This window comes from Tardiphaga sp. 172_B4_N1_3, assembly GCF_052076035.1.
GTDB lineage: Bacteria > Pseudomonadota > Alphaproteobacteria > Rhizobiales > Xanthobacteraceae > Tardiphaga > Tardiphaga robiniae.
Map to the genome: position 1 here is coordinate 5,284,853 of NZ_CP197238.1, position 22,693 is coordinate 5,307,545.

The 22,693-nt window shown below is 62.9% G+C and carries 18 protein-coding genes; 9 read left to right on the forward strand and 9 right to left on the reverse strand.

From position 1 onward, the window contains the following. The first annotated feature begins 69 nt into the window (after nt 1-69). Complete coding sequence (gene hppD, locus AB7783_RS25030; RefSeq protein ID WP_441279085.1) at nt 70-1,194, forward strand: 4-hydroxyphenylpyruvate dioxygenase; 1,125 nt, start codon at nt 70-72, stop codon at nt 1,192-1,194. A 163-nt stretch (nt 1,195-1,357) separates the two neighbouring features. Here hppD and AB7783_RS25035 read toward each other — a convergent pair whose 3' ends face one another. The 4 genes from AB7783_RS25035 to AB7783_RS25050 all read right to left on the reverse strand — a co-directional run bounded on the left by AB7783_RS25035 (nt 1,358) and on the right by AB7783_RS25050 (nt 6,561). Next, complete coding sequence (locus AB7783_RS25035) at nt 1,358-2,464, reverse strand: CaiB/BaiF CoA transferase family protein (protein WP_439056895.1); 1,107 nt, start codon at nt 2,462-2,464, stop codon at nt 1,358-1,360. A gap of 293 nt (nt 2,465-2,757) precedes the next feature. Then, entirely contained in the window at nt 2,758-3,558 is an 801-nt protein-coding gene (locus tag AB7783_RS25040; RefSeq protein WP_441279086.1) for an FAD binding domain-containing protein, read from the reverse strand. A 74-nt stretch (nt 3,559-3,632) separates the two neighbouring features. Beyond that, nucleotides 3,633-5,987, reverse strand: a complete 2,355-nt coding sequence (locus AB7783_RS25045; RefSeq protein ID WP_441279087.1) for a xanthine dehydrogenase family protein molybdopterin-binding subunit — start codon at nt 5,985-5,987, stop codon at nt 3,633-3,635. A gap of 88 nt (nt 5,988-6,075) precedes the next feature. Further along, nucleotides 6,076-6,561: a (2Fe-2S)-binding protein gene (locus tag AB7783_RS25050; RefSeq protein WP_068737631.1), complete on the reverse strand. Its 486-nt coding sequence runs from the start codon at nt 6,559-6,561 to the stop codon at nt 6,076-6,078. A 355-nt stretch (nt 6,562-6,916) separates the two neighbouring features. Here AB7783_RS25050 and AB7783_RS25055 point away from each other — a divergent pair, with 355 nt between their 5' ends. The 3 genes from AB7783_RS25055 to AB7783_RS25065 all read left to right on the forward strand — a co-directional run bounded on the left by AB7783_RS25055 (nt 6,917) and on the right by AB7783_RS25065 (nt 10,617). Continuing rightward, nucleotides 6,917-7,588, forward strand: coding sequence for a 3-oxoacid CoA-transferase subunit A (locus AB7783_RS25055; protein ID WP_441279088.1), 672 nt, complete (start codon nt 6,917-6,919; stop codon nt 7,586-7,588). Then, nucleotides 7,585-8,289 (forward strand): 3-oxoacid CoA-transferase subunit B, encoded by a 705-nt coding sequence (locus AB7783_RS25060; protein WP_210185319.1) that lies wholly within the window; start codon nt 7,585-7,587, stop codon nt 8,287-8,289. Before AB7783_RS25055 ends, AB7783_RS25060 begins: the two co-directional genes overlap by 4 nt. Nucleotides 8,290-8,571: 282 nt before the next feature. After that, nucleotides 8,572-10,617, forward strand: coding sequence for a methyl-accepting chemotaxis protein (locus AB7783_RS25065; protein ID WP_441231253.1), 2,046 nt, complete (start codon nt 8,572-8,574; stop codon nt 10,615-10,617). A gap of 139 nt (nt 10,618-10,756) precedes the next feature. Here AB7783_RS25065 and atzF read toward each other — a convergent pair whose 3' ends face one another. The 4 genes from atzF to AB7783_RS25085 all read right to left on the reverse strand — a co-directional run bounded on the left by atzF (nt 10,757) and on the right by AB7783_RS25085 (nt 16,076). Beyond that, nucleotides 10,757-12,577, reverse strand: coding sequence for an allophanate hydrolase (gene atzF / locus AB7783_RS25070; protein WP_441279089.1), 1,821 nt, complete (start codon nt 12,575-12,577; stop codon nt 10,757-10,759). 54 nt (nt 12,578-12,631) lie between these two features. Beyond that, the gene (locus AB7783_RS25075) at nt 12,632-14,275 is read right to left on the reverse strand and encodes a regulator (RefSeq protein ID WP_441279090.1); all 1,644 of its coding nucleotides are present in this window, start codon (nt 14,273-14,275) and stop codon (nt 12,632-12,634) included. Next, nucleotides 14,272-15,006, reverse strand: coding sequence for a cysteine hydrolase family protein (locus AB7783_RS25080; protein WP_184512931.1), 735 nt, complete (start codon nt 15,004-15,006; stop codon nt 14,272-14,274). The genes AB7783_RS25075 and AB7783_RS25080 overlap by 4 nt, the downstream gene beginning before the upstream one ends. Before the next feature lie 263 nt (nt 15,007-15,269). Further along, nucleotides 15,270-16,076 (reverse strand): SDR family oxidoreductase, encoded by an 807-nt coding sequence (locus AB7783_RS25085; protein ID WP_441279091.1) that lies wholly within the window; start codon nt 16,074-16,076, stop codon nt 15,270-15,272. Nucleotides 16,077-16,245: 169 nt separating this feature from the next. Between AB7783_RS25085 and AB7783_RS25090 the strand changes: the two genes are divergently transcribed. Further along, nucleotides 16,246-16,971, forward strand: a complete 726-nt coding sequence (locus AB7783_RS25090; protein ID WP_441279092.1) for a CBS domain-containing protein — start codon at nt 16,246-16,248, stop codon at nt 16,969-16,971. A gap of 56 nt (nt 16,972-17,027) precedes the next feature. Here AB7783_RS25090 and AB7783_RS25095 read toward each other — a convergent pair whose 3' ends face one another. After that, on the reverse strand, nt 17,028-18,086 hold the full coding sequence (locus AB7783_RS25095) for a polysaccharide deacetylase family protein (protein ID WP_441279093.1): 1,059 nt from the start codon (nt 18,084-18,086) through the stop codon (nt 17,028-17,030). Between the two features lie 162 nt (nt 18,087-18,248). Between AB7783_RS25095 and AB7783_RS25100 the strand changes: the two genes are divergently transcribed. The 4 genes from AB7783_RS25100 to AB7783_RS25115 all read left to right on the forward strand — a co-directional run bounded on the left by AB7783_RS25100 (nt 18,249) and on the right by AB7783_RS25115 (nt 22,680). Next, on the forward strand, nt 18,249-19,652 hold the full coding sequence (locus tag AB7783_RS25100) for an OmpA family protein (protein ID WP_441279094.1): 1,404 nt from the start codon (nt 18,249-18,251) through the stop codon (nt 19,650-19,652). After that, on the forward strand, nt 19,649-19,948 hold the full coding sequence (locus AB7783_RS25105; RefSeq protein WP_068737611.1) for a hypothetical protein: 300 nt from the start codon (nt 19,649-19,651) through the stop codon (nt 19,946-19,948). Before AB7783_RS25100 ends, AB7783_RS25105 begins: the two co-directional genes overlap by 4 nt. Before the next feature lie 329 nt (nt 19,949-20,277). Next, nucleotides 20,278-21,324, forward strand: coding sequence for a lysylphosphatidylglycerol synthase domain-containing protein (locus tag AB7783_RS25110; RefSeq protein ID WP_089266758.1), 1,047 nt, complete (start codon nt 20,278-20,280; stop codon nt 21,322-21,324). Between the two features lie 39 nt (nt 21,325-21,363). Continuing rightward, nucleotides 21,364-22,680, forward strand: a complete 1,317-nt coding sequence (locus AB7783_RS25115) for an ATP-binding protein (RefSeq protein ID WP_089266759.1) — start codon at nt 21,364-21,366, stop codon at nt 22,678-22,680. The last annotated feature ends 13 nt before the right edge of the window (nt 22,681-22,693 follow it).

Consider the following 22,693-nt stretch of genomic DNA (forward strand, 5'->3'; position numbering starts at 1 on the left):
TGCACCTTGCGTCGCAAACGACCGACACTCCAGGCAAGCGATAATGCAAATCAGTTTCGGGAGATCACCATGGGTCCGTTTCCGCATGACGCGCCGGCTGCCATCATCTCGGCACATAATCCGATGGGCACCGACGGCTTTGAATTCGTCGAATACGCGCATCCGAACCCCGCGGAGCTGCATGCGCTGTTCAAGCTGATGGGCTACGCGCCCGTCGCAAGGCACAAGACCAAGCACATCACAGTGTACCGCCAGGGCGATATCAACTACCTCGTCAATGAGGAGCCCGGCACCCACGGCTTCAATTTCGTCGCCGCGCACGGCCCGTGCGCGCCGTCGATGGCGTTCCGAGTCGTCGATGCGCAGGCGGCCTATGACCGCGCGATTTTGCTCGGTGCCGAGCCGGCGGATGCGATCGCAGCGCAGAAGACGCTCGACGTGCCTGCTATCAAGGGCATCGGCGGCAGCCTGCTGTATTTCGTCGATCGCTATGGCGCGAAGGGTTCGGCCTATGACCATGAATTCGAATGGCTGGGCGCGAAGAATCCGCATCCTGAGGGCGCCGGCCTGTTCTATCTCGATCACCTCACTCACAACGTCCATCGCGGCCGCATGGACGTCTGGACCGGCTTCTACGAGAAGCTGTTTAATTTCCGCCAGATCCGTTTCTTCGACATCGAGGGCCGTGCTTCGGGCCTGTTCTCGCGTGCGCTGACCAGTCCGGATGGCAAGATCCGGATTCCGATCAACGAGGATGCTGGCGATGCCGGCCAGATCGAGGAATATCTCAATACGTATCACGGCGAGGGCATCCAGCACATCGCCTGCGGCGTGACGGATATCTACACGACCATCGAGAAGCTGCGCGCCGATGGCCTGCCCTTCATGCCGGCGCCGCCTGTGACCTATTTCGAGAAGATCGATGCGCGGCTGCCGAAGCATGGCGAGGACGTGCCGCGCCTGCAGAAGAACGGCATCCTGATCGACGGCGAGGGCGTGGTCGAAGGCGGCGAGACCAAGGTGCTGCTGCAGATCTTCTCGGCCAATGCGATCGGACCCATTTTCTTCGAATTCATCCAGCGCAAGGGCGATGACGGATTCGGCGAGGGCAATTTCAAGGCGCTGTTCGAGTCGATCGAGGAAGACCAGATCAGGCGCGGCGTGTTGCACGTCGGCGATAAGACCGCGGCGTAGTGTTTTTGCTCCGACAGCCTCTATAGTCGAACGCCACTCCTCAACCGTCATGCCCGGCCTTGTACCGGGCATCCACGTCTTGCGGCAATCAAAGGCGTGGATGGCCGGGACAAGCCCGGCCATGACGTGGAGAGGTCAATGCGAAATCAGGTGCAGATGGACCTTACTGCGCCCACTCCTTCACCGCATCCCCCAGCTCCACCTTCACCGCCGGCCGTGCTGCCGACGGCGTGCGCGAGAACCGCGGCGCGGGTGCCGGCTGTGTCGCACCTTCGTGCTGGATGAAGACTTCGCGTGCCACCATATGCGGATGCTTGGTTGCTTCCGACATGGTCAGCACCGGTGCGAAGCACACATCGGTGCCTTCCATGATCTTTGACCACTCATCGCGGCTCTTGGTCTTGAACACCGCGGTGAGCTTGTCCTTCACCGCGGCCCAATTCTTCGAGTCCATGTGATTGTCGTAGCAGGCCTCCGAAAGCCCGGCGAGTTCGCGCAGCTCGGCATAGAACTGCGGCTCGATCGATCCGATCGAGATGAAGTTGCCGCAGCTGCATTCATAGACGCCGTAGAAATGCGCGCCGCCATCGAGCATGTTGCTCTCGCGACTTTCCTTCCAGCGACCGGCCGCGGTCATGTCGAAGAACATGGTGATCAAGGATGCCGCGCCGTCGCACATGGCGGCGTCCACCACCTGGCCCTGGCCGGAGCGGCTGGCTTCCAGCATGGCCGCGAGCATGCCCATGACGAGATACATCGAGCCGCCGCCGAAATCGCCCACGAGATTCAATGGTGGCACGGGCTTGTCGGCGCCGCCGATCGCGGCGAGGGCCCCGGTGATCGAGATGTAATTGATGTCATGGCCGGCGGCCTGCGCCAGCGGGCCGTGCTGGCCCCAACCGGTCATGCGGCCATAGACCAGTCTCTTGTTGCGGCCGAGTACAACGTCCGGCCCGAGGCCGAGGCGCTCCATCACGCCGGGCCGATAACCTTCCACTAGCGCATCGGCGCTATCCAGCAGCGACAGCACCTGTGCGATGGCGGCCTTGTCCTTGAGATCGACCTCGATGACCTTGCGGCCGCGCGACGCCGCGCCCTTCGGCATCTGCTTCGGCCGCACCAGCGTAATCACCTCGGCGCCCATATCGGCCAGTAGCATGCAGGCGAACGGACCGGGGCCGATGCCCGCGAATTCGACGATGCGTGTGCCTTTGAGCGGGCCGGTGGCTTTGGTTTGTGATCGCGACGACGCGATGGTGGTGTCCTGCACTTGTTTTTCCCATGCTTGATATAGGCCGTCGATGGCGACGGGCCGATTTGCCGGAAACTGTCTATGCTGGAGGTGACAAGGGCAAGAAGCTTTTGGCCGCAATCCTGCATGCGGCCATGCTGCGGCACTGCACAAAAATGCTGAAGCCAAAACTCGATGTCGTCCCCGCGAAGGCGGGGACCCATAACCACCGAGTTCGTGTTTTGCAAAGGCCTCTGCCGCCATTCCGCCACGACGGGATGGAGGCTATGGATCCCCGCCTTCGCGGGGATGACAATTGAGAGGTTCGAGTTTTACCCCGCCGCTTCCACCGCGCGCTGTGCCATCACCCTGATGAGATTGGCGCGATATTCTGCCGAGCCGTGGATGTCACCCATCAACCCGTCGGCGGAAATCTTCACGCCATCCAGCGCTCCCGCCGACCAGTTCGCCTTCAGTGCCGCTTCGATCGCCGGCACGCGCATCACGCCGCTCTGCGATGCGCCGGTGGCGGCGACACGGACTTCGCCGGACTTTGTCTGGGCGACGAACACCGCGGTGAGTGCGAAACGCGACGCCGGGTGGCGCATCTTGGCGTAGCCGGCCTTGGCCGGAATGGGGAACGACACGGACGTGATGATCTCGTCCTCTTCCAGCGCGGTCGAGAACAGGCCCTGGAAGAAATCGTCGCCTTTGATCTCGCGTTTGTTGGTCTTGATGGTGGCATTCAGCGCCAGCACGGCGGCGGGATAATCGGCGGCGGGATCGTTATTGGCAATCGAGCCGCCGATGGTGCCGCGATAGCGCACGGCAGGGTCGCCGAGCACCGACGTAAGATGCACGATGGCGGGAATTGCCTTCTTCGCCGCAGCGCTCTGCGTGATGTCGTAATAGGTCGTCGCCGCCTTGATGATCAGCGCGTCGGATGTTGCCTCGATGCCGATCAAGTCCTTGATCTTCGCGAGGTCGATGACATCCGAGGGTGCTGCAAGCCGCTGCTTCATCACGGGGATCAGCGTGTGGCCACCGGCGAGATATTTCGCCTCGGGATGCTTGGCGAACAGGGCCGCTGCTTCGTCGATGCTGGCGGGGCGGTGATAAGTGGTCTCGTACATCGTATTGCTTCCTTATCTTTTGGTCGTGTTTTCTTGACGCGAACCGGCTTCCACTTCGCTTGAAAACACTCCGCTTATTCCGCTGCCTGCTGCAATTGCAGCGCTTCCCAGACACGGCCGGGCGTCGCCGGCATCTCGATCTTGTTGTGGCCGAGCGCGTCCGTAATGGCGTTGATCACCGCGGGTGACGAACCGATCGCGCCGGCCTCGCCGCAGCCTTTCACGCCGAGCGGATTGCCCGGGCACAGCGTCGTGGTGTGTGAGACCCGGAACGACGGCACGTCGTCGGCGCGGGGCATGGCGTAATCCATGAACGACGCCGTCACCGGCTGGCCGTTGTCGTCATAGATAGCGCTTTCGAGCATCGCCTGACCGATGCCCTGGGCGAGGCCGCCATGGACCTGGCCTTCGACGATCATCGGATTGATCAGCCGGCCGAAGTCATCCACCGCAACGAAGTCGACAATGTCGGTCTTGCCGGTGCCGGGGTCGATCTCGACTTCGCAGATATAGGCGCCGGCCGGGAAGGTGAAGTTGGTGGGATCGTAGAACGCGCCTTCCTTCAGGCCGGGCTCCATGCCGTCAGGCAGGTTGTGCGCGGTATAGGCCGCGAGCGCGACCATCGGCAGCGCGATCGCCTTGTCGGTGCCTGCGACCTTGAACTCGCCATTCTCGATGACGATGTCGCCTTCGGAGGCCTCGAGCAGATGCGCGGCGATCTTCTTCGCCTTGGCTTCCACTTTCTCCATCGCCTTGAAGATCGCGGACATGCCGACCGCCGCCGAGCGCGAGCCATAGGTGCCCATGCCGAACTGCACTTTATCAGTGTCGCCATGCACGATCTGGACCTGATCGACGGAGATGCCGAGCCGGTCTGCGACCAGCTGCGCGAAGGTCGTCTCATGGCCCTGACCGTGGCTGTGCGATCCCGTCAGCACTTCGATGGTGCCGACCGGATTGACGCGAACTTCCGCGGATTCCCACAGGCCGACGCCGGCGCCGAGCGAGCCGACAGCCTTGGACGGCGCGATGCCGCAGGCCTCGATGTAGCAGGAGAAGCCGAGGCCGCGCAGTTTGCCGGCGGCTTTCGCTTTAGCCTTCCGCGCGGGGAAGCCGGCATAGTCGATCGCCTTCAGCGCAGCATCGAGCGAGGCGCCGAAGTCGCCGATGTCATAGGCCATGATGACGGGCGTCTGATGTGGAAATTGTGTCACGAAGTTGATGCGGCGCAGCTCGGCCGGATCGACTTTCAACTGCCGCGCCGATGTCTCCATCAGCCGCTCCACCAGATAGCTCGCTTCCGGGCGTCCGGCGCCGCGATAGGCATCGACCGGCGTGGTGTTGGTATAGACGCCCATCACTTCGGCATAGATGGTCGGGATATTGTACTGGCCCGACAGCAGCGTGGCGTAGAGATAGGTCGGCACCGAGGACGAGAACAGCGACATATAGGCGCCGAAATTGGCGTGGGTCTTCACCCGCAGGCCGAGGATCCTGTTGTTGGCATCGAATGCCATCTCGGCATGTGAGATGTGATCGCGGCCATGCGCATCAGTGAGAAACGCTTCCGTGCGGTCGCCGGTCCATTTCACCGGGCGGCGCACTTTCTTGGAGGCCCAGAGTGCGACCATTTCCTCGGGATAGATGAAGATCTTCGACCCGAATCCGCCGCCGACATCCGGGGCGATGACGCGCAACTTGTGTTCCTGCGCGACATTGTAGAACGCCGACAGGACGAGCCGCGCCACATGCGGATTCTGCGATGTCGTATGGAGCGTGAAGTGCTCTTCTGCGTCGTCATATTCCGCGACGGCTGCGCGCGGCTCCATTGCATTCGGCACCAGCCGGTTGTTGGTCAGGTCCAGCGAGACGACGTTGGCGGCCTTGCTGAAGGCGTCGTTGGTCAGCTTCTCGTCGCCGATCGCCCAGTCATAGACCACATTGCCCGGCGCTTCCGGATGCAGTTGCGGTGCACCCGAGGCGAGCGCTGCGGTCATGCTGCTGACGGCAGGGAGTTCTTCATAAGTCACGACCACGGCCTCGGCGGCATCCTTCGCCTGGTTCTTGGTCTCGGCGATCACCACGGCGACCGCCTGACCGACAAAGCGCACCGTGTCCGGCGCCATCGCCGGCCATGCGCCCATCTTCATGGGTGTGCCGTCCTTGGAGGACACCGCCCAGCCGCAGATCAGATTGCCGATCTTGTCGTCCACCAGTTGCTGTGCTGTCAGCACATCGACCACGCCGGGCATGTCCTTTGCCGCGGAAGCGTCGATGCCTTTGACCTTGGCATGGGCATGCGGGCTGCGGATGAAATGCGCGTGGGTGAGGCCGACGATCTTGACGTCGTCGACATAGCGGCCGCGGCCGGTGATGAATCGCTTGTCTTCCTTGCGCGCAACGCGTGCGCCGATGCCTTCAACGCCCATCTCATGGGTCTCCCTGCCGGAGTTTTTGATTGTCCGCGCTTTCCATCGAAAGACGCGGTTGGCTCAGCTCAGATCAATGCGCTGCGGCTCATTCAGCCGCTTGCGCAACCTTCATGCGTCCGGCGGCGTCGAGCACCGATTTGACGATGTTGTGGTAGCCGGTGCAGCGGCAAATATTGCCTTCGAGCTCGTGGCGCACCGTCTCTTCATCGAGATCACCCGCGTGGCGATTCACGATGTCGATCGCCGACATGATCATGCCCGGCGTACAGTAGCCGCATTGCAGGCCGTGATTGTCGCGGAACGCCGCCTGCATCGGATGCAGCTGGTCGCCCTTGGCAATGCCTTCAATGGTGGTGACATTGGCGCCGTCGATCTGACCGACCAGCGTGGTGCAGGATTTCACGGCCTTGCCGTCGATATGAACGATGCAGGCGCCGCACTGGCTGGTATCGCAGCCCACATGGGTTCCGGTCAGGTTGAGATTTTCACGGAGCAAATGGACGAGAAGGGTTCTGTCTTCGACCGTGGCAGAGACAGATTTGCCATTGACCGTCAGTTTCACTGTGGACACGCAGACCTCCCGGTATTTTTTAATTATTCCAATTAGAAGCGCGGTCCAGAAAGTTTGCAACTGGGAATTTGGTGGATGCTTCACCCTCCCTTGGAGGGGGAGGGTCGATGCGAGCGTAGCTCGCAGCGGGGTGGGGTGAAATCACAAGCGACGCAGTGTGTGGTCTTACCCCACCCCGTCTCGCATCCGCTTCGCGGCTGCTCACCGACCCTCCCCCTCCAGGGGAGGGTAGGCGCGTATCCCTCCTGCAAATTTGTGCCTTCATATCCGCAGGCTGCAATGCTCTAGTCGCGGCGCAATAAATGCCGCAAGCGATTGCGGACAATAACAATTCCGCGACGAGGAGTTTTCGGGAGTGATCGACAAGCGCGTAGCCAGCGCGGCCGAGGCCGTGGCTGGGGTGAAGGACGGGGCAGTCGTCCTGGTGGCCGGGTTCGGTACTGTCGGCATTGCCGATGATCTGCTGGAGGCGCTGCACGAGCAGGGGGCGACCAATCTCACCATCGTCCACAACAATGCCGGCAATGGCGATACTGGTTTGGCCCGGCTGATCAATTCCGGCCGCGTAACCAAGGTGATCTGTTCTTATCCGCGCTCCGGCGACTACAGCGCCTTCCTGAATGCCTATCGTGCCAAGACGCTGGAACTCGAACTGGTGCCGCAGGGCATCATCAGCGAGCGCATGCATGCGCATGCCGCGGGACTTGGTGGCTTCTTCTCGCCTGTGACGGCGCATACCAAGCTCGCCGAGGGCAAGGAGACCCGCGAGATCGACGGCGTGCTGTATGTGTTCGAGAAGCCGCTGAAGGGCGACATTGCACTGCTGCGCGCCAAGAAGGCGGATCGCTGGGGCAACCTCGTCTATGACCAGTCGGCGCGTAACTTCAATCCGATCATGGCCATGGCTGCCGATCTCAGCGTCGTGCAGGTCAATGAAATGGTCGAACTCGGCAGTCTCGATCCGGAAGCGGTGGTGACGCCGAGCATTTTCATCGATCGTGTGGTGGTAGTGGGAGCAAAGGCATGACGTCGTCTGATAAGACTGCAACATACAAGCCGCTCAATCGCGACCAGATGGCCTGGCGCGCCGCGCAGGACCTGCAGGAAGGCGCCTATGTCAATCTCGGCATCGGCATGCCGACGCGGGCGGCGAGCTATGTGCCCGATGGGCGCGAGGTGATCTTCCATAGCGAGAACGGCATTCTCGGTCTCGGTCCCAAGCCGGAGCCGGGCACGGAAGACGAGAACCTGATCGATGCCGGCAAGAACTACACGACTCTGATCAAGGGCGGGGTGTTCATGCACCACGCCGACGCGTTCCTGATGATCCGCGGCAAGCATCTCGATGTCAGCCTGCTCGGCGCCTTTGAAGTCTCCGAAGCCGGCGATCTCGCCAACTGGACCACGGAAGATCCGTCCTTTCCGCCGGGAGTCGGCGGTGCGATGGATCTCGCGGTCGGCGCCAAGGAAATCCGCGTGATCATGGATCATACCGACAAAGCCGGTAAGCCGCGTATCCTCAAGAAGTGCCGGCTGCCGCTCACGGCACCGGGCTGCGTCAAGCGCATCTACACCAATCTGGCGGTCATTGACGTCACGGAGCAGGGCCTGTTCGTGCGCGAGATGGTCGAAGGCATGACGCTGGAGCAGTTGCAGGCACTCACCGAGCCAAAGCTGCAGCTCGCCAACAATTGGCAGTCGCTCACCCCGCCCGCGATGGCGGCGTAGTTGGCTCGTCATTCCGGGACAGGACGGACCGCGTAGCGGGCCGGCATGGGCCCGGAATCTTGAGCTGCTTTGCACAACATGTCGAGATTCCGGGTTCGGTCCCGCCGCCTACGGCGTCGGCCCGCCCCGGAATGACAGTCCCGTTCGCCTGCCGCGCAACCTCCAGAAGTTCCGGTATCCGTTTACTCGTCCTTAGCCAATGTGCCGTAGGTTTGGGCATCGGCTTTGCGCGCGCTTGCGCGCGATGACCGGGATGTTGGGAGTGATGAACGGGGGCCCCACGTGGCAACGACGACGCTTGTCCGGAAGAAGCCGGCTTCTTTTAAGTTTCCTGCCCTCAGGTTCCGCGCCAAGGTGACGCTGGGCTTTGCGGCCGTACTCGCCATCTCCGCGCTCAGCATGGTGCTCGCTTATGTCGGCTTCGAGCGCATCTCGGCCGGCGTGGTGTCGTATCGCACCAGCGTTGCGGAGTCCGGTCTGGCCCGCAATATCGACCGCGAACTGACCTCCTATCAGGCGCTGACGCGCTATTACGTCCTCACCAGCAATGAAGTGGACGCCAAGGCAGCGAAGGCTGCGGAAACAAGTCTGAAGGACGCCATCGACCAGTCGATGAAGGTGACCAAGGACTCCGCGCGGCTCGACAAGATCACCAAACTGTCCCGCGAATTCATTACGTTCACCAAGGTGTTCGCCGACATCCTCACCGTCAAGGGACAGAACGACGCCATCGCCTCGACCCAGTTGTCGCGCACCAGCCTGATGCTGCGTAACAAGATCGATGATCTCGGCGACACCGCGACCATGGCCGGCCTTGCTTCCGTGCAGGATCAGGTCAAGGAAATCACCACCCAGTTCATCACCGCGACGTCGCTCGTGAACACCTATATCGGCAAGGCCGAGGACAAGACCTCGAATGCCGCAACGGCCCGCATCAAGTTCCTGCAGAACTCGTTTGCGACGATCTATGCCAATGACGACAAGATCAACAACAAGGTGAAGGAGATCACCGCGGAGACGAAGCTCTACGCTGATGCTTTCGTCAAGTTCGTTGAGAACACCAAGAAGGTCGACGGTCTCGTTCAGGAAATGTCAGAGACGGCGGGAGCGATCACCAAGCTGTCGACGGCGATGAAGGGGGATCTGCTGTCCGATCAGCAGCGTCTTGAAACCGAATCCGACACCACGATCCACGATACCGAGCGCCAGGTGATGGTGCTGGGCGTTGGCGGCTTCATCGTCGGTGCCATCCTTGCGCTGCTGCTGGGCCGCAGCATTGCCGGTCCGATGATTGCGATGTGCGCAGCGATGCGCAAGCTCGCAGCCGGCGACTTCGAAGTCGTGCTGCCGGGTCTCGGCCGCCGCGACGAACTCGGCGACATGGCGTCCGCCGTGGAAGAGTTCAAGGTACAGGCCATCGCGAAGGCCGAGCGGGATGCCGCGACGCAGGAAGAGCAAAGCCGCGAGGCCGGTGCGGCGCGCCGTGCCGAACTCATCCGCTTTGCCGACGATTTCGAGGCCGCCGTGGGCGCGATCGTCTCGAACGTGTCGGCATCGGCAGGGCAGCTGGAAACCGCAGCGGGCACGCTGACGCGCACCGCCGAGACCACCGAGGGATTGTCGAGCCGCGTCGCCGGTGCATCGGATCAGGCCTCCTCGAACATGCAGTCGGTGGCGACCGCGACCGAGGAGCTCTCGCTGTCGGTCAATGAAATCGGCCGCCAGGTGCAGACCTCCAGCAAGATCGCGGACAGTGCAGTCGTGCAGGCGCAGCAGACCGATGCCCGCATCGGCGAATTGTCGCGCGCCGCGCAGCGCATCGGCGACGTCGTCGATCTCATCACGGCGATTGCCGAGCAGACCAACCTTCTGGCGCTCAACGCGACCATCGAGGCCGCACGTGCCGGAGATGCCGGCCGCGGCTTCGCGGTTGTGGCGTCCGAAGTGAAGTCGCTGGCCAGCCAGACCGCAAAGGCAACCGAGGAAATCTCGACCCAGATCGCCGGCATGCAGAGCGCGACGCAGGAATCGGTGTCAGCGATCAAGCAGATCGGCAACACCATCGGCGAGATTTCCGGCATTGCCTCCGAGATCGCCAGCGCCGTCGAGCAGCAGGGCGCTGCCACGCGCGAAATCGCACAGAACGTTCAGCGCGTTGCCCACGGCACCCAGCAGGTCGCCGGCGATATCGTCGATGTCAACCGCGGCGCGACCGAAACCGGCGCGGCGTCGGCTCAGGTGCTGAATTCGGCACAGACCCTGTCGAGCGAGAGTGCGCGTCTGCGTGCCGAGCTCGATCGGTTCATGGGGAATATCCGGGCGGCGTAAACGCGATGCCCGCACCTATAACTCCGTCATGCCCGGCCTTGTGCCGGGCATCCACGTCTTTGCGGTGCTTGAGAAGACGTGGATGGCCGGGACAAGCCCGGCCATGACAGCGTTTCAATAGTAGCGACGCTGCGTGCGGCTACTTTTTTCCAGCCATATAAGCCCGCCATCCGCCAAACGACGAGATGTCCCGCGCGCCTTCCGTCGCCTTGGCTTCCACGAGGAAGCCCTTTACGCTCGATCCGTCGGACAGCGTCAGTGTGCCGATCGACATCGGCTGCGGAAGCGATGCAACGAATTTGCCGAAAGCCTCTGCCGACAGCGCCCAGACTTCGACGGCGATTTCCGCGCCCAAGCCGGGCGCGACGCGCAGCAGGCCGGGCTTCGCCGGCGTCGTGCTGTTGAGCGCATAGAACTTGTAGTCCGGCGCCGTCGTCGTGGCTTTCAGCAGGCGACCATGGAGGGCCTGCAACTCGCCGTTCAGCGCCATGCCGGAGAGATGCGCGCCGACCACGGCGATCGCGATCTCGCCTTCGGCCAACTCAGTGGACAGCGGCGCCAGCGCCGGCTGCGGCAGGGCCCCGGCGCCAACCGGCAGTTTGGTGTCGGCGTGAAACACGCGGCCGATGCTGGCCAGCAAGGCGTCGTCGCCGCCCGGCGCCAGTAGCGTGATGCCGAACGGGATGCCGTCGGCACGCATGGCGGCGGGGATGGCGAGGCCGCAGAGGTCGAGCAGGTTGACGAAGTTGGTATAGGTGCCGAGGCGCGAATTGAGCTCGATGGGGTTGGCGAGCACCTGCGCCGTCGTATAGGCGGTCGGCGCGGTCGGCAGCACTAGAGCATCGATAGCAGTGAAAGCCTGTTCTGCGACACGCTTCAGCTCCTGCAACTTGTACAAAGCCGCAAACGTATCCGTCGCGCTCTGGCGTGCACCGGCGATGGTGATCTCGCGCGTCACCGGATGAATTGCATCCGGCGCCGACGCCAGCAGGTCGCGGATCACCAGCAGGCGCTCGGCGACCCATGGTCCATCGTAGAGCAGCCGCGCGGTCTCATAGAACGGCTCGAGGTCGAACTCGACCAGCGTCGCGCCGAGCGAGGTCCAGCGCTTCAGCGCGTCCGCATAGGCTTTCTCCGAGGCCTTGTCGCCGAAGAAGATCAACTGCCCGTTGCGCGGCACGCCGAGCTTGAGGCCCTTCGGAAACGCGGTGAGCGAACCCGGTACCCGCTTGCGCGAATAGGGATCATGCGCGTCATAGCCGCCCATCACATCGAGCGCGGCAACGGCATCGTCCACCGTCAGCGTGAAGATCGAGACGCAATCCAGCGTGCGGCAGGCCGGCACCACGCCGGCGGTCGGGATCAGGCCGAGGCTGGGCTTGAGGCCCACGATATTGTTGAGCATGGCGGGCACGCGGCCGGAGCCGGCAGTGTCTGTCCCCAGCGTCAGCGGCACGAGGCCTGCAGACACGGCAACGGCAGAGCCGGAGCTCGATCCGCCCGGCACGAGATCGTCGCGGATCGCATTCTTCGGAATGCCATAGGGCGAGCGCACGCCGACCAGACCTGTCGCGAACTGGTCGAGATTGGTCTTGCCGATGATGATCGCGCCAGCGGCACGCAGCCGCGCCACGGCGCTGGCATCGCGCGTTGCGTTATAGGCGAAAGCGGGACAGGCGGCGGTGGTCGGCAGACCGGCGACGTCGATATTGTCCTTCACGCCGACCGGCACGCCATAGAGCGGCAGCGTGGCGGGATCCTTCGCAGCGAGCGCCTCGGCTTCGGCGATCGCTTCGGCCTCAACGCGGAGCGTGATGAAGATCGCGGTGTCACCGCGCTCGCGGATGCGCTGATAGCTGCGCGCGACTGTTTGCGCGGGTGTCACGGAGCCGGCGCGATGCGCGGCAACGATGGCGGCGATCGTTTCGGGAACGATTGTCTCGGGAACGGACTCACTCACGATGCGAACCTGCTGCGGATGGCACGGGTGTGCCACCCGCAGGTTGAGACGATGTTATTCAGCAGGCACGGCAAGTGGCGGCTCCGATTGCGGGACAGAAGACAGGCTGGTTGCGCCGAACTTGTCCGCGGCAAAGAGCCCGGCTGCAACAAGAGCATAAGCGAGAGCAACGCCGGGCGTCACCCCCAATCCGCCGCCGACCCCGATCGCTTCGCCGTGCATGAAGCCGAAATAGGTCAGGACCGCACCGGCCAGAGCGAAGGCCGATGCATTGATGAATTTGCGCTCGATGACGAAGACCGCGATGGCACCGAGCACCAGGCCGACCAGGATCGAGCCGCCGCCCATGACTTCGAGGCCGTGGAACAGCACGCCGTTCTGTCCCATCTTGGCGATGAATTCAGGCGAATGGATCGCGCCGAAATTCATCCCGGCGGCGCCAAGTGCGCCGGACAAGAGCACCGTGGCCCAGGCCGCAAGATGCGGCGTGAGTGCGAGGGCAATCGCCGGAGCATGTTCGCGCGGCGTGGTCTCGAACGCCTGCGCACAGATCAGCATGCCGATATAGAGCAGGATCGGTGAGATCGCGACCACAGGGATAACGGCCAGCATCAGCGAGATGACGCCGAACCAGGAAAGTACGATCACCATCAGGCCCGTTGCTGCCGAATAGCCGATCCGGCCGCCCATCGCCTTCCAGCCGGGATGGCCGATATAGACGGCGTTGATGAAGGGGTTGCCCATCAGGCAGCCGATCAGCGAGACGACGCCGTCGGCGGTCAGCACGCGGGTGGTCGGATATTCGTCGCCGGCAGCTTCCGCGCTTTCGACGTTGTCCATCGCCTCGACCAGATCGTAGATGCCATAGGGAATGGCGGTGACCAGGATGATGCCGAGGAACTGGAATCCCGAGAACACGTGGTCGAAGGCCGGCAGTGGCACCGAGAAGCCGAAATTGGTGAAGGCGGCTTTCACTCCGGCAACGCTGACGCCGCCGATTCCGACGCCAAACAGATTGGAGCCCCAGGCGATCACCATGCCGACGCCGATCGCGACGAGGCCTGCCGGAATCCCCTTGGGATATTTATAGCCGCCGAACCAGCTCAGCATGATGATGGCAAAACATGTGAGGCCGATCACCGGCGTCATGAACATTTCCAGCGCCGGACGCATCGCGATAAAGGCGATGGAAACGCCGGCCAGCGTGCCCAAGAGCGCGGCGCGCGGTGTCACCTTGCGGATCCAGGGCGCGATGAAGCCGCCGATCATCAGGATGAAGCTCTGGAAGAACACCCAGACGAGGCCGGCTTCCCAGCCCTTGATGGGATCGCCTGTGGTGATCGAGATCGGCAGCATGATCACGAAGGTGACGATGAACATATGCGGCACGCTGATGCCCGAGGGCAGCGCGCAGACGTCGCTGCGGCCGGTCTTCTGCGCCAGTTTGTAGGCAAGCCAGGCGTAGTACATCGTGGACAGGCACATCATCAGGCCCATGGCCGGCAGGATGCGGCCGAACACGATGTTGTCAGGCATTTTCAGGACGAAGCGCAGCAGGCCGGTCAGCACCAGCATGTTGACGAGGATATTGGTGCCGAAGCCGAAAAACGCATTCCAGTCGCCCGGTGTCCATAGAGCGGGCTTGAAGTCGGATTTGCCGGCAGAATCTTTAGAAAACGTCCCCGCGGTCGTGCTCATCGTGATGCTCCTGCTGCAAGTTTGTTGGAAGTCTCCGGTGCATTTTCAGAAAGTGTCATTGCTTCAAGGATTGCGGCGGATGAGGCGACCCAGCCGAAGATGCCGCCCTGGGCCTTGATCATCTTCAAGCCCATCTCGTGGAATTCAGGAAAGTAGGACGCGCAGCCGTCAGAAATGACGATGCAGCGATAGCCGCGGTCATTGGCCTCGCGCACGGTGGTGTTGACGCAGACCTCCGTGGTGACACCGCAGACCAGCAGCGTGTCGATGTCGCGCGCCTTGAGATCGGCGCCGAGCGTCGTGGCGTAGAATGCGCCCTTGCCGGGCTTGTCGATGACGATCTCGCCCTCGACAGGATAGAGTGCGGGAATGATGTCGTGACCGGCCTCGCCGCGAATGAGGATGCGTCCCATCGGACCGGGATCGCCGATCCGCAGTGACGGCGCGCCGCGTTCGATCTTGGCGGGCGGTGCGTCGGAGAGATCAGGCAGGTGCCCCTCACGGGTGTGCACCACCATCATCCCGGTTTCGCGGGCGGCTTTCAGGACCGCGGCGATCGGGGCGACGGCGCTGGCGAGTTGCGACACGTCATTACCCAGCGTCTCGCCGAAGCCGCCGGGCTCCATGAAGTCGCGCTGCATGTCGATGATGACGAGCGCTGTCGTGCCCCAGTCGACCGCGATCGGGCCGGGTTCTGCAAGGACCGTCGTTGTATGCAGTGAGTCCGCCATTGCCGTGTACTCCCCGAGGCATGGATGTCTCAGAGGTTAACAAAGCAAGCAGCGTGCCATTGTGTACAACTGCGACGGTGGAATGGTTCAGGATATTATATTTATATAAATCAGATGGTTATTTCAGAATAGCTTTGCGGCCTAAATGTCGTTCGCAGACTTGACGCTGGTTAATTGCTTAGTTTGTAGCCGGGGCTGATAGATTGGCAGCGACCGCGCGTCATTGCAGCCCCGAGGGCCGCAATGAGGCGGTGCGCATGCTCTCAATCCCAGCCGTCGCCCTTGATGCCTGGATTCGCATAGACGATGCCGCCATCCACCGCGATGGTGGCGCCGACGACGTAATCGCCGGCGCGCGAAGCGAGATAGATCGCGGCGCCCGCCATGTCCTCGTCGGTGCCGATCCGGCCGGCGGGCACGCGGGTCGCTACTTCATCGGCATTGTCGCGTGCAGCCTTGTTCATGTCGGACTGGAACGGGCCCGGCGCGATGGCCGTCACGACCACATGGTCCTTGATCAGTCTCACGGCCATGCGGCGCGTCAGGTGGATCAGGCCGGATTTGCTGGCGGCGTAGGAGTAGGTCTCCATCGGATTGACGAAGATGCCGTCGATGGAAGCGATGTTGATGACCTTGGCGGGCTTGTCCGCGCTGGCTGCTGCACGCAGCGGCCCGGCCAGCGCCTTGGTCAGAAAGAACGGCGTCTTGACGTTCAGCGTCATCACCTTGTCCCAGCCGCTCTCCGGAAATTCGTCGAAGTCCGCGCCCCAGGCAGCGCCGGCATTGTTGACGAGAATGTCGAGCTTGGGTTCGCGCTTCTTGATTTCGGCAGCCAGCATCTCGATGCCGGCCATGGTCGAGATGTCGATCGGCAGCGCGATGCATTCACCGGCATATTGCGCGGAGAGTTCTTCCGCGGTGGCTTCGCACGGGCCGGCCTTGCGTGCGGTGATGTAGACCTTCGCCGCGCCCTGGTTGAGAAATCCCGCTGCGATCATCTTGCCGATGCCGCGCGAGCCGCCGGTGACGAGTGCAATGCGGCCATCGAGCGAAAACAGATTGGTGAACATGACGCCTCCCGCTTGTTTTGTCGTTGGATCGATTGTGTGCGGCGGCGGGCAAGGGGAGTCAACAAGCGCTGCTGCAGTTGACCCAGATCAAGGCCCGAACCGGCGGCCGGCGTAGGCTTCTCGCGTTGGTTCGTCCAGCAAACGGACCTCAACCCAACGGGAGAGTGTCATGAGAGCCCATCAAATTATGACCCGCAAGCTCGTCACCGTGTCGCCGGACGCGTCGATCAGCGAAGCTGCGCGGCTGATGATCGATTATCACGTCAGCGGATTGCCTGTGGTGGAGGCGGCCGGCAAGCTGGTCGGCATTGTGACCGAGCGGGACTTCCTGCGTCGGCACGAGGTCGGCACGCAGCGCAGGCGTCCGCGCTGGCTCGAATTCGTGCGTGGCCCCAGCCTGCAGGCCATCGATTATGTCCGCGAAGCCGGCCGCAAGGTGCACGAGATCATGACCCGCGAGGTCCGGACGGTGACCGAGGAGACCGGTCTGGCCGATATTGTCGACGTGATGGAGAAGTATCACATCAAGCGCGTGCCGGTGGTGCAGGGCGACAAGCTCGTGGGTATCGTCAGCCGGCAGAATTTCGTCGAAGCCATCGCCGATCTCATGCACGATGTCTCCGATGTCGGGTCGAGTGATGCGTTGATCCGCCGCCGCATCGTCGCTGTGCTCAGGCATAACGAATGGACACCATTCGGCCTCGACGTCCGGGTGAAGGATGGCGTCGTGGACATCGACGGCTTCATCACGGACGAGAATGTCCGTCGGGCGATTGTCGTGGCTGCTGAAAATGTGACTGGCGTAACCCGCGTCAACGAGCATCTGTGCTGGGTCGATCCGATGTCGGGCGTGTATTTTCCGCCGGATGCCGATCTGCCGCAAAAGCCGGTTTGATCCGGCGCGGGACGCAAGACTCCAGCAAGGCTGCAGTTCGCCTGCAGCGGGCCAGACTATCCGACGCCGCCGCGCTGGAAGCCGTTCCACATCGCGGTGGCCGCGCCGGAGGTCAGCACCGGCAGATAGCGGGTGTCCTGATAGTTGCCGTTCAGTGAGACTCGCGGCAGCGCAGTGAGCTGCGAGAAGTTGTCCGAGGCGATCACGCCGGGGCGCGTCGTCACGGCTGTCTCGAAGCCGGCGTTTTTCGCCAGTGCGAATTCCCGTGTGCCCGCGGCGCAGCGGTCGCCATAGGGATAAGCAAGATGCACGGCCGGGCGCTGCAGAACGTTTTCGATATCGGTGCGGCTGGCTGACAGCTCATGCACGACCATCGCTTCGCTCTGCTTGGCGAGATTGCAGTGGCTTACGGTATGCGCGCCGATTGTCACCAGCGGATCGGCGGCAAAAGGTTTGAGTTCGTCCCACGACATGCACAGTTCGCGGCTGACCGCGTCTTCGTCGATGCCATGCGCGGCGCAGAGCGCGCTGACCTGGCGGCGGATATCCGCTTCTTCCGGCAATCCGCGCAGCCAGCCATGCAGGCGGTCGAACGCCATGTCCTTGCCGGCGAGAGTCGATGTGTCCAGGCGCACCATCTGTCCGTCGATCGGGGCCTCGATCGCATCGGCCCTGGCAACGACGCGCTCCAGCGCCACCCACCACAGCCGGCCTGTGCCGGAGGCGAAGTCGCTGGTGACATAGACCGTGAAGGGAGCGTCGAAATCCCGCATCGCGGGCAATGCATGGTCGCGGTTGTCGCGATAGCCGTCGTCGCAGGTGAAACAGGCGAAGCGGCGCGAGAAATCCCGCTCCGTCAACCGCCGCTGCACTTCATCGGGGGTCACGATATCGACGTCGGTTGCGCGCAGATAAGCGAGGGTGGCGCGCAGGAAATCGGGCGTGATCTCGAGGTGGCGGTTGGGCTGGAACGGACCGGCATGCGCAGGGCGCACATGGTGCAGCATGAAAATGGTGCCCACGCCGCCGAAGATCGGTCGCAACACGCGGTGGGCGCCGCTGAAATACAGCGCATCCAGGCCGGCACGAATAATCGTGTTGCGAATCTGCTTCATCGTATGACCGAGCAATTGATGCTACCCACGGAAATGATCAGAAACGATTGAACAAAGCGTTATTCGAATACCCGCGGCGACGCCAGAGGTTTGCCTTGATTTCAATTTGACAGTCCCGCAAGGGTTTGTTTTCTCTCTGTTTCCAGACCCGCAGGACGTCGAATGCACGGATTTTACAGGTGGAGTGCCAAATGGTGGCCCGGGCTCATCCCGCTTGCCATCCTTTGGGTGGTTGCTGCCTGGGTTAGCACGATTCCGCTTGAAACGGATTTAACGGCGCACAGCACTGCGGCGCTGAAAAACACGATCCTCGACAAGAGCCAGATCACCGTTGCCGGCCGTGACGTATCGTTTTCTGCCGAAGCGTTTTCCGAAGATGGTCGCCGCAGTGCGGTCTCGTCGGTCGAGGCCACGCCGGGCGTTCGCCTGGTCAATGACGAAACCCGTCTCGTCGCGGAAGCCAAGCCGTTCGTCTGGGTCGCGGAGCGCGACAATGTCCGCGTCACGCTGTGGGGCACCGCGCCATTGCCGGCCAGCAAGGCGCGCATTGTGGAAGCGGCCCGCGCCGCACTCAGCGGAACCGAGGTCTCCGACCGCATGGGTCTGAAGCGCGGCGCGCCGCCGCGGTTTGATGCCGCAGCCGTGCTGTTGCTCGATCAGGTCGCCAAGCTGAAAGAGGGCAAGGCGGTGATTTCGGATACCAATATCAGCCTCTCCGGCATGGCGCGCGATCTCGGTGGCCGCGAAGCCATTGCGGCGGCGCTGAAGAATCTGCCGGAAGGTTTCATGGTCGCAGCCAATGACGTCAAGGCGCCGCCCTATGTGTTCCAGGCCAACAAGGACCCGGTGACGAATACGCTGACGCTGAGCGGCTATGTCCCGGACAACACCATTCACGCCGCGCTGGCGTCGGCTGCCGGACGCAAGTTCGGCAATGAGAAGATCGTCGACAACCTGAAGGCCAGCATCGGCGCGCCCGGCGGTTTTGCCGCCGCGGTGACGACGGCGCTGGGTGCGCTGTCACGCCTGTCGACGGGGACCCTGGTGGTGTCCGACCGCGAGGTGAAGCTGTCAGGTGACGCACTCTACGAAGTGGCCGCGGACCAGATACGCGCAAGCCTGGCGCGCGAGCTCCCGCAGGGTTGGCAGGCCAAAGCCGAAGTATCGGTGAAGCCCGCCGCGGCGCCGGTCGATGCTAGCGTGTGCCAGCAGCTCTTTGCGCAGAACCTGACCAAGGGCCGTATCCGGTTCGAGACGTCCAGCGCCAGCATCAATGTGGATTCGGCGGGCTTGCTCGATCGCCTCGTGGAAATCGCCATGCGCTGTCCCAATGTCCGGGTCGAGATCGCCGGTCACACTGACGGCGATGGCGACGCAGCGTTCAATCAGTCGCTGTCGGAAAAGCGTGCGCTCGCCGTCGAAGAATATCTCGTGAAGGCCGGCCTGCCGGCGGACCGTTTCTCCACCATCGGCTACGGCAGCACCCAACCCATCGCCACCAACGATACCGACGAAGGCAAGCTGCAGAATCGCCGGATCGAATTCGTCGTGAGGCAAGCGCCATGACCTATCTTGCGATGTTTCACTGGGGCTGGCTGCTCGGAGCGTTCCTGATCGGCTTCTGCATGGGCTGGATCGCCGTGGTCTATCGCGGGCGTTCGGTGTCGCGGGTCTGGATCCAGCGCCTGTCGGTGATCGCCGCGGTCATCGTCGGCATCGCGATTGCCAAGGTCGTGCCCGGCCGCTTCGGCTACTGGCTCGATCTCGGCCTCGCATTGTTCGGTTTCTATCTCGTCGGCTGCGCCATCGGGTCGTGGCTGCGCGACATCGTGGTGGTCAGGCAGCAGGCCCGCGCGACCTGAGGTCTGCGGCGCATGCCGCTGCCGTCTTTTTTATCAACGTCTCGCCGCCAAATCGGCGGCATGAGGTCACGAAAGCCTCAATGTCACGTGAGACGCGTCAGGACGTTGGCATTTTGCCGCAGCGAATGCGCCCGAGAGGCTGGTGGTTTGTTAGGACTGACCTAATATACTGATGTGGCTTGTTTTTATTCACAGTCGGCGAATTCCACTTTGCCGCAAAACGCGCTACGACGGTTGTGCCGGAGACAACTGATGTGGCGGTTCCGCCGAGGCTAGTCTGACTTCCTGGTCCAGATCTCTCTGGTCAGGGGATCGCATTCGAGGTTGAGATGCTGGAAGCAATACGCAGGGCGATCTCGTTTCTGCGCGAGAAGCAAATCCTGCACAAGCTCGGTGTCTTGATCAGCGTCGCGGTGATCGGCATCGCTTGCTACATGCTGTATCACAAGCTGCGCAACATCGACGCTGCTGCCGTTTTCCGGGCGATGACCGAGACCGAGCCGCGGCTGATCATGTTGTCGGCGCTGTCGGTTGCCGCCGGCTATTTCACGCTGACATTCTACGACTGGTTTGCGGTGCGCACGATCGGTCGCCGCGACGTGCCGTACCGGATCAACGCGCTGGCCGCTTTCACCAGCTATTCCATCGGCCACAATGTCGGCGCCAGCGTCTTCACCGGCGGCGCGGTGCGCTATCGCATCTATTCGGCCTGGGATCTCAGCGCCGTCGATGTCGCCAAGATCGTCTTTCTCGCCGGCCTCACCTTCTGGCTCGGCAATCTCGCGGTGCTCGGCATGGGCATCGCCTATCATCCGGAGGCGGCCAGCGCGATCAACCAGGTGCCGCCATGGATGAACCGCATCCTGGCCTATATCATCCTCGCCGGCCTCGTCGGCTATGTGGTCTGGGTCTGGATGAAGCCGCGCAGCGTCGGCCGCGGCCCATGGTCGGTGGTGCTGCCGGGCGGTCCGCTCACCTTGCTGCAGATCACCATCGGCATCATCGATCTCGGCTTCTGTGCGCTGGCGATGTACATGCTCGTGCCTGCCGAGCCTGACGTCGGTTTCGTCGTGGTGGCGGTGGTTTTCGTCTCGGCCACCTTGCTGGGTTTCGCCAGCCATTCGCCCGGCGGTCTTGGCGTGTTCGACGCCGCCATGCTGGTTGGCCTCGAAATGATGGATCAGGAAAAGCTGCTGGCTGGCATGCTACTGTTCAGGGTGCTTTATTACCTCGCGCCGTTCTTTATATCAGTCATGTTACTGACGCTTCGCGAGCTTATTATCGGTTCGCGATCGAAGAAGCTGCAGGCGGTCGCGGCGGACGCCAAGCCCGGCGTCGGCCACCCGCTCAAGGAACATGGTCGCTCCGGCGCCTGACATACGTTCGCATTCGCAGCAGGAAGAGATCCGGTTCAGATGGCCATTGAAGCTTCTCCATCGACCATGTTTTCGCCGTGGCCAGATCGGCTGCGGCATTCGGCGATCATCCTGCTGGCCGCCGGCCTGGCCTTGGCCGCATTGGTGTTTTTCGGCGAGCTGTCGCCTGTTCGCGCGGGCATCGTGTTCGTCTGCATCGCCGGCGCAGCGCTGGTGCCGTGGCGGCTGCACGACGTGGTGACGGCGCGCGACGAGGCGCTGGCCGCCAATCCTGTCGAGGCACCCGCGGTGCGCGCCATCATTGCCGGCATTCCCGATCCCGCCGTGCTGCTCGATCGCGCCGGCCGCGTTATCCATCTCAATGCCGCAGCGGCGCAGCTCGCGCCGGCACTCCGCAAGAACGAGCTGGCGCAATTCGCGCTGCGCTCGCCGGAGATCATCACCGCCTTGCGCGAGTCCATCGCCACCACCGAGCCGCGCCGCGCGACTTACCTCGACCACGTTCCGGTCGATCGCTGGATGGAATTGATGATCACGCCGGTGCCGGTTCCGACTGCCTTTGGCGGCACCGACACCTGCATGCTGATGACGTTCCACGACCAGACGCCGCTGCGCCGTGTCGAGGAAATGCGTGCCGACTTCGTCGCCAATGCCAGCCACGAGCTGCGCACGCCGCTGGCGGCGCTGTCCGGCTTCATCGATACGCTGCAGGGACCTGCCAAGGACGACGCCAAGGCGCGCGAGCGCTTTCTCGGCATCATGCATGCGCAGGCGACCCGCATGGCACGGCTGATCGACGATCTGCTGTCGCTGTCGCGCGTCGAACTGTCGGCGCATGTGCGGCCGGACACGCTGGTGGATATTCTCCCCATTATCCGTCAGGTAGGCGATGGGCTGGAGCCGCTGGCCAATGAGCGCAACGTCAGGATCGAAATGGCGCTGCCGGAGACGCCGGTGTCCATCGCTGGCGATCGCGAGGAATTGCTTCGGCTGTTCGAGAACCTGATCGAGAACGCGCTGAAATACGGCGCATCCGGCGGCAAGGTGGACGTATCGTTGACCACGGAGTCGACCTCGGAGGGTGTGCCGGAAATCCGCGTCGCCGTGCGGGACTATGGCCCGGGCATCGCCCCCGAGCATCTGCCGCGCCTGACCGAACGTTTCTACCGGGTCGATGTCGGCGACAGCCGCGCACAGGGCGGCACGGGCCTTGGCCTCTCGCTGGTGAAGCACATCCTGAACCGGCACCGCGGCCGGCTGCTGATCGAAAGCGTACCGAAGAACGGCGCGACTTTTACCGCCGCCTTTCCGCAGGTGAAGACGCCGCCGGCCCCTCCTACCTCCGCCGCGTCCTGACGCCTTAAACTCC

Coding starts and splice junctions, on each gene's coding strand:
- AB7783_RS25040 (WP_441279086.1), bottom strand. CDS start 3,558: ATGTACGAGACCACTTATCACCGCCCCGCCAGCATCGACGAAGCAGCG.
- AB7783_RS25110 (WP_089266758.1), top strand. CDS start 20,278: ATGCTGGAAGCAATACGCAGGGCGATCTCGTTTCTGCGCGAGAAGCAA.
- AB7783_RS25080 (WP_184512931.1), bottom strand. CDS start 15,006: ATGGCGGACTCACTGCATACAACGACGGTCCTTGCAGAACCCGGCCCG.
- AB7783_RS25115 (WP_089266759.1), top strand. CDS start 21,364: ATGGCCATTGAAGCTTCTCCATCGACCATGTTTTCGCCGTGGCCAGAT.
- AB7783_RS25100 (WP_441279094.1), top strand. CDS start 18,249: ATGCACGGATTTTACAGGTGGAGTGCCAAATGGTGGCCCGGGCTCATC.
- AB7783_RS25075 (WP_441279090.1), bottom strand. CDS start 14,275: ATGAGCACGACCGCGGGGACGTTTTCTAAAGATTCTGCCGGCAAATCC.
- AB7783_RS25105 (WP_068737611.1), top strand. CDS start 19,649: ATGACCTATCTTGCGATGTTTCACTGGGGCTGGCTGCTCGGAGCGTTC.
- AB7783_RS25090 (WP_441279092.1), top strand. CDS start 16,246: ATGAGAGCCCATCAAATTATGACCCGCAAGCTCGTCACCGTGTCGCCG.
- AB7783_RS25045 (WP_441279087.1), bottom strand. CDS start 5,987: ATGGGCGTTGAAGGCATCGGCGCACGCGTTGCGCGCAAGGAAGACAAG.
- AB7783_RS25085 (WP_441279091.1), bottom strand. CDS start 16,076: ATGTTCACCAATCTGTTTTCGCTCGATGGCCGCATTGCACTCGTCACC.
- AB7783_RS25060 (WP_210185319.1), top strand. CDS start 7,585: ATGACGTCGTCTGATAAGACTGCAACATACAAGCCGCTCAATCGCGAC.
- hppD (WP_441279085.1), top strand. CDS start 70: ATGGGTCCGTTTCCGCATGACGCGCCGGCTGCCATCATCTCGGCACAT.
- AB7783_RS25095 (WP_441279093.1), bottom strand. CDS start 18,086: ATGAAGCAGATTCGCAACACGATTATTCGTGCCGGCCTGGATGCGCTG.